Source organism: Chloroflexus islandicus (assembly GCF_001650695.1).
GTDB lineage: Bacteria > Chloroflexota > Chloroflexia > Chloroflexales > Chloroflexaceae > Chloroflexus > Chloroflexus islandicus.
Map to the genome: position 1 here is coordinate 229,914 of NZ_LWQS01000038.1, position 12,646 is coordinate 242,559.

At 61.0% G+C, this 12,646-nt stretch carries 12 protein-coding genes and 1 riboswitch; of the genes, 8 read left to right on the forward strand and 4 right to left on the reverse strand.

Annotated elements, in window-relative coordinates; translation table 11 throughout:
- Positions 1 to 119 precede the first annotated feature (119 nt).
- Positions 120 to 1,106, forward strand: a complete 987-nt coding sequence (locus A6A03_RS05215) for a 5-oxoprolinase subunit C family protein (RefSeq protein WP_066784387.1) — start codon at positions 120 to 122, stop codon at positions 1,104 to 1,106.
- 4 nt (positions 1,107 to 1,110) lie between these two features.
- On the opposite strand, the gene A6A03_RS05220 is transcribed toward A6A03_RS05215, so the two are convergent.
- On the reverse strand, positions 1,111 to 1,509 hold the full coding sequence (locus tag A6A03_RS05220) for a hypothetical protein (RefSeq protein ID WP_066784390.1): 399 nt from the start codon (positions 1,507 to 1,509) through the stop codon (positions 1,111 to 1,113).
- 130 nt (positions 1,510 to 1,639) lie between these two features.
- On the reverse strand, positions 1,640 to 4,861 hold the full coding sequence (locus A6A03_RS05225; protein WP_245668846.1) for an ATP-binding protein: 3,222 nt from the start codon (positions 4,859 to 4,861) through the stop codon (positions 1,640 to 1,642).
- 108 nt (positions 4,862 to 4,969) lie between these two features.
- Between A6A03_RS05225 and A6A03_RS05230 the strand changes: the two genes are divergently transcribed.
- Positions 4,970 to 5,269, forward strand: a complete 300-nt coding sequence (locus tag A6A03_RS05230; protein WP_066784397.1) for a hypothetical protein — start codon at positions 4,970 to 4,972, stop codon at positions 5,267 to 5,269.
- Between the two features lie 18 nt (positions 5,270 to 5,287).
- Here the strand turns inward: A6A03_RS05230 and fabG are convergent, their stop codons facing one another.
- Positions 5,288 to 6,031: a 3-oxoacyl-[acyl-carrier-protein] reductase gene (gene fabG, locus A6A03_RS05235; protein WP_066784403.1), complete on the reverse strand. Its 744-nt coding sequence runs from the start codon at positions 6,029 to 6,031 to the stop codon at positions 5,288 to 5,290.
- A 94-nt stretch (positions 6,032 to 6,125) separates the two neighbouring features.
- Positions 6,126 to 7,313, reverse strand: coding sequence for an acetyl-CoA C-acyltransferase family protein (locus tag A6A03_RS05240; protein WP_066784404.1), 1,188 nt, complete (start codon positions 7,311 to 7,313; stop codon positions 6,126 to 6,128).
- Positions 7,314 to 7,530: 217 nt separating this feature from the next.
- Between A6A03_RS05240 and A6A03_RS05245 the strand changes: the two genes are divergently transcribed.
- From A6A03_RS05245 to A6A03_RS05270, 6 genes are all read left to right on the forward strand, one after another.
- Entirely contained in the window at positions 7,531 to 8,079 is a 549-nt protein-coding gene (locus A6A03_RS05245; RefSeq protein WP_066784406.1) for a GNAT family N-acetyltransferase, read from the forward strand.
- A gap of 61 nt (positions 8,080 to 8,140) precedes the next feature.
- Positions 8,141 to 8,905 carry a class I SAM-dependent methyltransferase gene (locus A6A03_RS05250; protein WP_066784409.1) on the forward strand — a complete coding sequence of 255 codons (765 nt, stop codon included), beginning with the start codon at positions 8,141 to 8,143 and terminating at the stop codon, positions 8,903 to 8,905.
- 79 nt (positions 8,906 to 8,984) lie between these two features.
- A riboswitch (SAM riboswitch) is annotated at positions 8,985 to 9,091 on the forward strand.
- A gap of 74 nt (positions 9,092 to 9,165) precedes the next feature.
- Positions 9,166 to 10,362, forward strand: coding sequence for a trans-sulfuration enzyme family protein (locus A6A03_RS05255; protein WP_066784413.1), 1,197 nt, complete (start codon positions 9,166 to 9,168; stop codon positions 10,360 to 10,362).
- A 3-nt stretch (positions 10,363 to 10,365) separates the two neighbouring features.
- A complete protein-coding gene (locus A6A03_RS05260) occupies positions 10,366 to 11,298 on the forward strand; it encodes a methylenetetrahydrofolate reductase (RefSeq protein ID WP_066784415.1) in 933 nt (310 codons plus the stop codon).
- Between the two features lie 76 nt (positions 11,299 to 11,374).
- Positions 11,375 to 12,151 carry a type I methionyl aminopeptidase gene (gene map, locus A6A03_RS05265; RefSeq protein WP_066784417.1) on the forward strand — a complete coding sequence of 259 codons (777 nt, stop codon included), beginning with the start codon at positions 11,375 to 11,377 and terminating at the stop codon, positions 12,149 to 12,151.
- Positions 12,152 to 12,381: 230 nt separating this feature from the next.
- Positions 12,382 to 12,645 (forward strand): hypothetical protein, encoded by a 264-nt coding sequence (locus A6A03_RS05270; protein WP_066784420.1) that lies wholly within the window; start codon positions 12,382 to 12,384, stop codon positions 12,643 to 12,645.
- Position 12,646 lies beyond the last annotated feature (1 nt).

A 12,646-nucleotide genomic window follows, 5' to 3' on the forward strand; every position in this document is an offset into this window, starting at 1 on the left:
GGCGCAGAGGTGTTATGATCGGGGGCAGGAGAACGGATACACACGGTTTTTTCTGATCCGTGCATATCCGTCCCCACCCGTGTGAATCCGTGTCCTATTGATCCGAATCGAACACGCACGTGGCTACGTTTCTCGACATCATCGCGGCCGGGCCGCTATTGACAATCCAAGACGGGGGGCGACCAGCGGCGCGGCGCTACGGGGTACCGCCGGGTGGAGCGATGGATCGGTTTGCGCTGGCGGCGGCTAACCGGCTGGCGGGGAATCAACCAGACGCGCCGGCGCTGGAACTGACAGCCGGCGGCGTGCAGATCCGGTTTGGCGCACCGGTGCTGATCGGGCTGGCCGGCGCGGATTTGCAAGCCGACCTTGATGATGCACCGCTCGCACCGTGGCGGAGCGCGATCGTGCCGGCAGGCGGCGTGTTGCGGTTACGGGGGAGGCGAGGCGATTGGGGCGGGCGGGTCTATCTGGCGATCGGCGGTGCATTAGCAGCGGAATGGGCGATTGGCAGCGCGGGCACCTGTCTGGCCAGCGGTTTCGGCGGTTATCAGGGGCGCGCCTTGCGAGCCGGCGACCGGATTGCCGTGCATCCACGCTCATTCACTGCTGCCGATGGCATGCGCTGGTGGCCGGTTGGGCGCCGGCCAGCCTACTGCGCCCAACCGCGCCTGCGCGTCTTGCCCGGCCCGCAGTACGACATGCTGCCAGAGGCGTGGGAACTGTTGTTGCAGACAACGTTTCAGGTCGATCAGGCAGCCAGCCGGCAAGGCTACCGGCTAGCCGGCGCTTCATTGCCAAGCCACCACCACTCGCTCCCCTCATTTGGCGTGGCGCCGGGAGCGATCCAGTTGCCGCCCGATGGCCGGCCAATTCTGTTGCTGGCCGACTCCCAAACCACCGGCGGCTACCCGGTGATTGCGACCGTAATCGGGGCCGATCTGCCGTTAGCGGCCCAACTCTTGCCCGGCGACCGGCTAGCGTTTACGGCGACCGATCTGGTTACAGCGCATGCGGCGTTAGCCGAGCAAGCGGCATGGCTCGCCGCTGGCCCGGAAGATGACGAGAGCGGCGAGCTATTGGCCCAAGCCGGCGCAATCGGATAAACCGTCACACCATCATCGCAATCATCACATTACTCAGCACCATCACCAGAATAATGCCGAGCGCCGCAGGCGCCGACCAGCGGCCAAGGCGAGCAAAGGGCGTGCGCGCTCCGAACAGGATATGCCCAACGACAGCGGTTGCTAACCCAAGCAACGGATGGAGAATAAAGGGAAAGCTGAGGAAATACGCAATCCCGGTAAAGACGCCAACCAGCCAATAAATCAACCCAAGCGTGGCTTGAATATCGATCAAGACGGGAAGAATCCGCGCCACTGGACTGCGCGGCGCATTAGGCCGGTAGGTAACGGCCAGATAGATGGCGGCAGCAACGATCAAGACCGACAAGACTTCACGCCCGAAAATGGCGTGCGTTTGGCGAACAGCGAGAAAGATCGGATCCATGATGGAGCTCCATTGTCATGAAACAGCGATAGCCACGACGAACCGGCCAGCGCAGCGGCGCACGCCGCTGCTCAGCGGGCCGAACAACCTTGGTTCACCACGTTCATCGTACAAATTTTCACAAGAGCTGTCAAATCGGTTCGTTTTGGCGAATGCGGCGGTAGAGGGCCTCAGTTTCGGGCAGCGGTTCGATCCCCAACTCTTCGCGCAACGCCTGCACACAGCGGGTATACGACCGCATCGCCTGCGAGCGGCTGCCGGCGCGGGCATGGGCGCGCATCAGCAACTGGTAGGCCTCTTCGTAGCAACGGTCACGGCGCAGCACCTGCTCGGCAATCTGGATCGCCTCGTTATGGCGACCTTCGGCGCTGAGTTGTTCAGCATACGAGACGGCGGTCGCAAGATAGCGAGCTAACAGCCGCTCACGTTCCTCGATCGTCCACGAATCGTAGAGCGACTCGGCGAGGTAATCACCGCGGTAGAGTTGGAGGGCAGCCTGTGCGCTGCGACGGGCAAAATCGGGATCGGTCGTAGTTTGGGCGCCGCTGGCGCGCAATTCAAACTCATCAACATCGATCCATGCGCCGAACGAAGGGGCAAAGCTATAGGCCAACCCTTGCCGGCGAATGAAAAACGGCGGCACCCGCGGCGGGCGATGGGGTTCGAGGGCCGCGTTCAGGGTATTCAGCGTCACCTTAAACTGGCGCTCAGCGGCTTCGAGATCGGCGTCAGGCCACAGCCATGCGCAAATTTGCTCGCGTTGCACCCAATTCCCGCGCATTGTTAACAACAACTGAAAGAGCTGGCGGGCTTTTTCGCGTTGCCACTCGCGAGCCTGAATCTCTTGATTGCCGCGCCATACCCGAAACGCACCCAGCATCTGCACGCGCAGGGTAAAGCCGGGATGATAATCATCAACCGTATCATCGGCGGCGATCGAGGGAAAACCCTGCCGGAGCAGGCGGATGGCGGTATCGCGGTGGGCCGGCATAGCGCGCGCGCGGAGCAACAGCGGCACAAGTGCGGCAATATCACGCGGGCCAAACAGGCTGGGGCCGATTAAGACATTCTCGTAACCATATTCAACCGCTTCACGCATCACCTGATCGACCAGCGGATCAACGGTCGCGCCCCGGCCAGCGCGCAACGCAGCCAACGCACGCCACAGATGGACGAGGAACAGACCGAAGGTATCGTGGCCGGCTTGGAAGCGTTGCTCGGCCTGATCGAGCCATTCATAGCCACGCGGATCATCGGCAACCAGCGTCACACTGCCCAACGCTAGCAACATCAAGGCCGCCACCCATTCATCGCCCGATGAAGCGGCCAGCAATAATCCTTCGCGGGCATCGGCTTCGGCCCGCGCCAAATCACCGGCATGGCCGTGGAGCAAGGTCAAGCCAAGGTAGCCCTCAGCGCGGGTGCGAGGCACTGTTGCTTGTTGCAGCAGGCGCAAGCCGCGACTGTAGTGTTGGCGCGCAGCGTTATCGTCACCGCGCGCGATCAACTGATAGGCATGGCCGAGGCGCAATTCGGCCAGTGCTTCGGTCACAAGATTGCCACTCTGTTTAGCCTCGAGCAACATGCGGTGGGCGAAGGCCAATGCTTGCGGACCGCCGCCGAGCATCGCATTGATCAACGCCAGCAATAAGAGCGGTTCGCGATGAGCGGTAGCGCGAGCAAACGGCTGTTCCGTCCAGAGCCGTTCTTCGAGCAATTGGCGCGCTTCCCGCAACCGGCCAGCGCGCAGCAACAGCCGTGGCCGCAGGGTTTCAGCGTGAGCGGCGTACAACTGCTCGACGTGATGGGCTGCCGCCAGCTTACGCGCCGTTTGTTCAAGGCGCAGACCAATATCAGCCCGGCCCCGATTAGCCCAATTTTCAGCCTGCATCAACAACAGCTCGATCCGCTCTTCACCGCAATGGCGCGGGAGCAGCTTGAGCGCGCGACGCAGCAGATCGGTCGCCGGGGCAGGTTGCACTGTATCGAGATAGATCGACGCTTGGCCACGCAGACAGCGTGATTGGCCGAGACGATCGTTCTGATCGGCAAAGGCACGTTCAGCCCGCCGATAAGCAGCAAGCGCCGCCTCAAGCCGGTTGAGTTGATGGAGCGCAGCAGCCTGTATCTCGATCAATTCCGGCGCTTCATCGCCCGATAGCGCCAGCCGGCGCATCCAATCCAGCACCGCCTCTGCCCGCCGCTCGGCGAGCAATGTCCGCGCAAGGGGAAGGAACGTGGAAACAGCAGCCGGATCACCGGCGGCAATCTGATGGTATAGCGCGCTTTCTCGATCGCCAGTGTGCTGAAAATAGGCGGCCGCCTGCCGGTGTAGGGCGAACCACTCCGGATCAGCCGCGGCGCGACGCGCCAGCCAAGCAGCGATAATCGGTTGGAAGCGCAAGCCATGCTCGCCAAACGGTTCAACGAAGAGACGCCGCCGGCGCAGCTCGGCCAACAACCCCGGAGCGTTCAGGGCCGGATCGAGCGCCGCACAGATGCCGGGTTCAAGCCAACGCAAACCAGCGCTACGTTGAAGGCATTGGCGCAACGGTGCGGGCAACGGCGCCAACACCTCACGTTCCAGATATTCGTCAAGCGCCGGCGTCACGTGTTCGCGCAACCCCAAGGCGCTGCGCCAATCGGCGGCATCGAGCGCAATACGCAGCGCTAGCGCCCACCCCGCACTAAAAGCCAGCAACTCGTCGAAATCAGCCGGCAACGCTCGCCCAGCCTGTTGCCAGAGCGTCGCTGCTTCATCAGAGGTAAACGCCAGATCCTCGGCATCAACCAGCAGCGCCTCACCGCGCAGCCGGGCGGTCGCGATCAGCGGCGACTCGGGTTCGCGCCGGCCAGCCAGCACCAAATGCAAGCGCGGCGGCTGAGCGGCGATCAACCGCTCGATCAGCGCACGCAGCTCAGGCTGCTCATCAATCAGATGGGCATCATCGATAATCAGCAGGGTTTCATCATCGAGATCGCCGGTCAGGGCATTAATCAACGCATCGATCGTTGCTGGCGGTCGCTGCGGATCGAACGAGGCCACCCGGCTCAGCGCAGCGGCCAGATGGCGCAAGAGACGCGGCGGGTCATCGCTCGCATCGGCACGGCACCACGCCGCCGGCCAGCCGCCGTGCATCGCCAGCGTCGCCAACGCCACCGTCTTGCCGCTACCGGGAGGTGCGACCACAATGGTGAGCGGCGCATCGAGCGCCACCGCCAAACGCTGCTCGACCCGCACCCGGCGCACGCGGTGCAAGGGCGCAGGCGGCGGCAAGAGACGGGGCCGTAAGAGATATTCGTTATACTCGCCTGTAACCGCTTGTGATACCATGAGAGCGGCAGGGATCATAAGGGGCAATGTGGCTCATCGCCATTCCAAAATTGGGTTGCGCGATGCATGGCTCTGTCCATCATCTAATCTTACCAACATTGCCTATTGTACACAGGGTCAGATACAATGCCGAACAACGAAGAACGCGAGCACTCAACTTCCAACCGGCCGGTAATGCCGGATCTGACTGATCCGATGTTCCAGTCGTTGCGGGCGTGGAACGAACTCCTCGCCGCGAGCACGGATATGGCCTTCGACATGGTGCTAAAAAACTGGGACTACAGTCGCAGTTTGCGCCATTCAACCGAACAAGCCGTCGCCGACGCGATTCGCACCCAACAACGCCTGAGCCAAGAGATGATGCAGGCGTGGCAAGGCTACGTCGGTGATATTCAGTCGATTATCGAACGCATGCGCAAATCGTAGCGACAGTACCAACGACACCTACATATAGACACCGCCATTCACGTTGATCTGCTGGCCGGTGATGTAATCGCCATCGGCAGCCAAGAACACAACGGCCTTCGCAACCTCTTCCGGCAAGCCAAACCGGCCCATCGGGATGCGGGCCTTGATCTGTTCTTGCACCTGTTCGGGCACTTTGGCCAGCATATCAGTGATGGTAAAGCCGGGAGCGAGGGCGTTGACGGTGATATTGTGCTTGGCCAGCTCGAGCGCTGCGGTCTTGGTAAACGCGATAATTCCGCCCTTTGACGCCGCGTAGTTGGCTTGGCCGAAATTGCCGGCCTGCCCGACGAACGAACTGATATTAATGATCCGCCCGTATTTGCGCTCGATCATGTGCGGCATGACGGCCGTGGTGCAGTAATAGACACTATTGAGATTATTCTGGATCACCGCGCTCCAATCATCATCGGTGAGCTTGCGCAGAGTGCGGTCGCGGGTAATGCCGGCGTTATTGACCAGAATATCGACATGCCCCCAGCGATCAAGCACCTGCTGCACCATCATGCGCGCCTCGTCGGCTTGGCTCACATTGGCGCGGACAAGCATCGCCTCGCCGCCACCCGCTTGGATCGTGTCAACCACCTCCTGCGCAGCAGCCACACTACTGTTGTAATTTACCGCCACCTTAGCGCCCTCAGCGGCCAATGCGAGAGCAATGGCCCGCCCGATCCCGCGCGAAGCGCCGGTCACAATCGCGACCCGGCCGGCTAATTTGCCCATCCCAGCCTCCTACCACCTTCACTTCACATTATATTCCTTGAGCGAGCACCCACCCTGCAGAGTGCTCGCTCACAACCCAACAATTGTAGCACACCTACATGCGCTCAAAGATCGCAGCAATACCCTGTCCGCCACCGATGCACATCGTCACCAACGCATAGCGCCCGCCGGTGCGGTGCAATTCGTGGATAGCCTTGACCGTGAGAATGCAGCCGGTGGCGCCGATCGGGTGGCCAAGCGAAATGCCGCTGCCATTCGGATTGGTGCGATCCATCGGCAGGCCCAGATCGCGGATCACGGCCAAGGCTTGGGCAGCAAAGGCCTCGTTGACCTCGAAGAGGTCGATATCGTCGATCCGCAGGCCGGTGCGTTCGAGCAACCGGCGAACCGCCGGCACCGGGCCGATCCCCATATACTTCGGTTCGACGGCAGCGTTGCTGTAACCGACCAAGCGAGCTAGCGGCTTATAGCCGCGCCGTTCCGCTGTAGCGCGATCCATCAGCACCACTGCTGCGGCGGCATCGTTAATGCTGGAAGCGTTGCCGGCGGTGACGGTGCCATCTTTCTGAAACACTGGGCGCAGCTTAGCTAATTTGTCAATGGTGGTATCGCGGCGCACCCCCTCATCAACGGTGAATTGGGCCGTACCGCCTTTGACCTTGATCTCGACTGGCACAATCTGATCGGCGAAGCGGCCCTCTTCGATCGCGCGGGCAGCGCGCATGTGACTCTCGTAAGCTAGTTGATCTTGATCTTCGCGGCTAATCCCCCACTTCGCCGCCACATTCTCGGCGGTCACGCCCATGTGGCAATCGTCGAACGGATCGGTCAGCGCACCGACCATCATATCAACCACTTTCGAGTCGTTCATCCGCGCGCCAAAGCGCATGGCCGGCAAGCTGTAGGGGCCACGGCTCATACATTCAGAACCGCCGGCCACCGCCGCATCAACATCACCCTGCAAAATATACTGCGCCGCCGAGACAATCGCCTGCAACCCGCTCCCGCAGAGCCGGTTGAGCGTGAAGGCTGGGGTTTCGACCGGCAAGCCGCCGCGCACCGCGGCATAGCGCGCCATATACATATCGTGCGGTTCGGTATTGATCACGTGGCCGAAGACGACGTGCCCGATCTCATCAGGTTGCACACCGGCGCGCGCAACCGCTTCGCGCGTCACCAATGCCGCTAGTTCGGTGGGAGGGGTGTCTTTGAGACTGCCGCCGAATGTGCCAATAGCCGTGCGCACGCCGCTCAGCACGACGACTTCGCGCTTTTCGCTCATGACGACCTCCTTGCGACGGATCGCCGGGCGACTCCGCCGGTTGCTACTGATCCAAGGAACGGTTACAATTATACCAGTTTCGATAACACAAGCTGTGGGAAGAATTGCCACTTTCCAAAGAGGTTGCACGGCGTAACCCGCCTGTAACTTCATGTGGTATATTTCACACACTTCATACGAAACTGTTCCCTCATCAGCACACAGCAGGAGGCTGGGCATGGCCCTACGCAGTGAAGCGATAAGCAATGCAGCACTCAAAGATGGCCGGCAGGTGACGATTCGCCCGCTGGCCGAAAGTGATCGGGCGGCGCTGACCGATTTCGGTCTCAGCCTGCCGAAAGATGATCTGCTTTATCTGGAAGAAGATTTCACCAATCCCGAAATTATTGCCCGCTTGGCCAATGCCTCGCACGCCGAGAATTGGCGGCAGATTGTGGCCATCGCTGACGATGGCTCGATTGTGGCCTACACCTCAGCGCGGCGGGTGCCCGGCTGGTCGAACCATGTGGCCGAACTGCGCCTGATCGTCAAGCCGGGTTGGCGGCGCAGCGGGTTGGGGATGCAGATGGCGCAGGCGATCGTCGAGGCAGCGCGTGAATTGGGTGCGCAAAAGGTAACGGTCGCGATGCTGGCCGCGCTGAAGGCCGGCCAAGCCATCTTCTCGCGCTTGGGGTTCGCTGTCGAAGGGCAGTTGGCCCGCCACGCCATCGATCGCAACGGCGAGTTGCATGATGTGGTGATTATGTCAGCCTTCCTGCGGGTGTGATAGTGATATAATGGGGCGAGACATGATAGCGTCCCGCCCCACTATATTCTTGAAATACGCTATGCCGAACCCGCTACGCAACCTCCCTGAAGAAATCAAACGACCGCTGCGCAGTGTGCGCAATAGATTCCAGCAGTTCAGAAACCTCGTTCAATATCGTGGCAAAGGTCGTTTCTGCCCAGTTTACCAACGCGAGTCGCGCGCATTTGCCCCTTACGGAAGATCAAAGCGCCAAGGCGCGATGTGCATTTATTGCGGTTCGTTGGAACGTCATCGCTTATTGTGGTTGTACCTCACCAAGCAGACCAATCTTTTTGATGCACAACCCAAAAACGTTCTGCATGTCGCTCCTGAACCATGCTTTGAGCCGATATTCCGGCGCCGTTTGGGCAAAGGCTACCTCACCGCAGATTTACTCGATCCCCATGTCATGGTCAAAATGGATATTACCAAAATTCAATATCCTGATGAATATTTCGATGTTATTTTATGCAGCCATGTGCTCGAACACGTGCCTGATGACCGCAAAGCGATGCGCGAATTTTGGCGGACACTCAAGCCAACCGGCTGGGCGATATTGTTGGTGCCGATTATGGCTGAAACAACCTTTGAAGATCCCACGATCGTTGACCCCAAGGAACGACTGATTGCGTTTGGGCAAGAAGATCATGTGCGCAAGTATGGTCGCGATTATATCGATCGGTTGCGCGAAGCCGGGTTTACCGTATCGGTCACAACAGTAACTGATATGGTTCCCGATCCCGAGGCGGCACTGCGGATGGGGTTGACCGCCGAGAGCGGCGAGATTTACTATTGCACGCGCTGAGGGCGAGAGACTATCTCGCCCCGACAGATTGACAACCCTCATTCGTTCCTGCTATACTTTTCCCAATTGCAGAACGCTGCACTCATCCAGAGCGGTGGAGGGACCGGCCCGATGAAACCGCGCCAACCCGGCGGATCAACGCCTGACGGGTGGCAACTCCGGCAGCACGAAGCTGGCAGATGAGAGGAGAGCGGCGTCTTCTCGCCCCCCGGCAGAAGCGCGTCATCTGATCTCTCGTCGCCCCGATGAGAGGTTTTTTTATGCCCACCAACCAGTCTCCCGGCCTCAGTACGGCCGCCGTCCACGCTGGCGAAGCGCGCCGGCGCGCGTTCGATTCGATCACACCGCCGATTGTCCAGAGCGCTACCTACACCTTCCGCGATAGCGCCGAGTTGATCGCCTTTCAGTCGGGCGAGCTTGAGCGTGAAGAGTATGGCCGGTACGGCAATCCCACCGTGCGCGCCGTCGAGGCCCGCCTCGCCGCCCTCGAGTCGCCGGATGCGCCGGCGGCAGCACTGCTCTGCGCTTCCGGGATGAATGCGCTGACTACCGTCATGCTAGCGATGCTGCCCGCCGGCAGCCATGTGATTTTGACCGATGACGGCTACCGCCGCACCCGCCAGTTTGTCCGCACGATGCTAGCCCGCCTCGGCGTGACCCACAGCGTCGTAGCAGCGGCTAGCCCGGCAGCCATCGCTGCCGCGATCGAGCCGGGCCGCACCCGCTTGATCATCACCGAAGCGCCGACTAACCCCTATTTGCGGGTGATCGATCTGGCCGCGGTGGCGGCGATTGCCCGCGAACACCGGATCAAGACCGTGATCGACGCCACCTTCGCCACCCCCTACAACTTGCGCCCGCTCGACTACGGGATCGATCTGGTGGTGCATAGTTGCAGCAAGTATCTGGCCGGTCACAACGATCTGCTGGCCGGGGTGATTATTGGCCGCCCGCCGATCATTAGCGCACTGCGCGAGACGCAAGGCATCCTCGGCGGGATCTGCGATCCGCACGCGGCCTACCTGCTGGGCCGCGGTCTCAAGACCTTGGCCTTGCGCATGGAACGGCACAACCAGAATGGGCAGGCAGTGGCCGAATTTCTCGCCCGCCACCCGCGTGTGACCAAGGTGCATTATCCCGGCTTGCCCGATCACCCCGATCACACCATTGCCCGCGCCCAAATGCGCGGCTTCGGCGGCGTGGTCTCGTTTGAGGTGGCCGGTGACCTGCATAGCGCGATGGCCGTGGTTGACCGGCTGCACCTGCCCTACATCGCCCCCAGCTTTGGCGGGGTCGAAAGTCTGGTTGAACAACCGGCGCTCATGAGTTACTATGAACTGAGTAGTGAAGAACGGCTGGCGGTGGGCATCCGCGACAATCTGATCCGGCTCTCGTGCGGGATCGAAGATGCGAACGACCTGATCGCCGATCTGCAACAGGCTCTTGCCGACGAATAGCTTATGCACTCCACCCTGCAACGCCGGCTAGCCGCCGGCCAGACTGTGGTTACCGGCGAGATCGCGCCGCCAAAGGGGGCGGCCCGCGCGCACCTTGAGACCCTCGCCACGAACATTCGCGATTATGTCGATGCGGTCAATCTGACCGATAATCAGCGCGGCATTGCCCGTATGTCATCGTTGGGGGGCAGCGTGATCTTGCAGCAACTCGGCATCGAGCCGATTATGCAGATGACCTGCCAGCACCGCAACCGGATCGCGTTGCAAGCCGATGCATTGAGCGCCTCGGCGCTCGGCGTGCGCAATTTGCTGGCGATGACCGGCGATCATCCCCGCATCGGCGACCATCCCGACGCCAAGAATGTGCTCGATCTCAATTCGTTCCAACTGATCCGCATGCTGCGCACTTTGCGCGATCAGGCCACCTTTCAGGCGGGTACGCCGTTGAAAGAAGCGCCGCGCTTCTTTATTGGCAGCGTGGCCAACCCGAACGTCGAACGGGCGGCGCGGCTGGAAAAGAAGATCGAAGCCGGGGCCGAGTTTGTCCAGACCCAGTTGATCTTCGATGTGAACCGCTTCCGCCACTGGATGGCCGACGTGCGCGCCGCCGGCTTGCACCAACAGGCCTACATTCTGGCTGGCGTGATGATCTTGCGCCGGCCCCAATCGGCGATCTATTTGCGCGATCACCTGCCCGGCACGCTGATGCCCGATCCAGTGATCGAGCGCATGCAGCGCGCCGCCGACAGCGAAGCCGAGGGGATTGCGCTAGCCGCCGAGTTGGTCAACGAACTGTTGAGCATTGAAGGAGTGGCCGGCGTGCATATTATGTCGGTTGACTGGACGCGGGCCATTCCGCGGGTGGTGGAACAGGCCGGCTTGCTGCCGCGCCCGCCAGCGCCGGCAATTGAGGAGGGAGTGGGGAGCAGGGAGTAGGGAGGTCGCTGAAGGGACTCGTCTGATCTGTGCTATAACATAGGTAGCATCTGCTGAAACGATAGAGAGTAAACCGATGGCGATCATCCTTAAATCTCCCGCTCAAATTGAACTGTTGCGCGCCGCTGGCCAATTGGTGCGGCAGACGTTCAACGTGCTGCGCGAACATATCCGTCCCGGCGTGACGACTGCCGAACTCGATGCGATTGCCGAGGAGTTTATCCGCTCGCACGGGGCCGAGCCGGTGTACAAGGGGTATGTGCCCGCTGGCCGGCGCAACTACATTCCGCCCTTCCCCGGCACGATCTGCGCCTCGATCAACGATGTGATCTGCCACGGCATCCCCAGCAAACGCGACCGGCTGCGCCAAGGCGATATTGTCGGCATTGACATCGGCTTGCGCTTGAACGGCTGGATCGGCGATGCTTGCGAGACCTTTGCCGTCGGCGAGGTGGATGACGAGACGCAGCGGTTGCTCGATGTCACTCGCCGCTGCCTCGAATTGGGCATTGAGCAGGCGCGGGTGGGCAACCCGCTGCGCGCGATCGGCGCGGCTATCCAGCGCTATGCCGAAGCCAACGGCTTTTCGGTGGTGCGCGAGTATACCGGCCACGGGTTGGGCCGCAATCTGCACGAAGAGCCGACCATTTTGCACTACGATGATCCCAACCAGACCCGCAAAATCGTGGCCGGTATGGTCTTTACGATCGAGCCGATGATCAACGCCGGCAAAGCGACGACCAAAGTCGATCGCGACGGTTGGACGGTGCGCACCGCCGATGGCAAGCGATCGGCCCAGTTTGAGCATACGCTGGCAATCACCGAAGAGGGGCCGATTATCTTGACTGCGTAACATAAAGGCGCAAAGCAAGCAAAGACGCAGAGGGATGATAAACGCAAAGGCGCAAAGAACGCAGAGGGATGATAAACGCTAAGGCGCGAAGGACGCAGAGCACGCAAAGAATCTTTAGGTAGACGAGGCGAGAGAACGCTTGGGATAATGTCCTAAACAACCTTGGCGTCTTTGCGTTACACAACCTTGAGGCCTCTGCGCACATTACACCCTCGCCAGAGGAGAAAGCTATGACGCTGGAAGAAGAACTGATCGCGGCCTTAGCGAGTGGTGACAAGGAGCGGGCGAAAACCGTTGCACGCGAGCTGCACGCCCGCGGCCTCGATGCCGCCGCGATTGAAGCGGCCTTGGCCGCCCAACCGCACCTTGAAGAGCAACTCTGGGCCACCCTCAACGAAGTCATCCCGATTTCGCGGCGAGCCTTGAAGCGGCGCGCGATTCGGGCAGCGGAAGAACGCGACTGGGGCGACTGGGAAGAGGGCCGCCGCCGGTAAC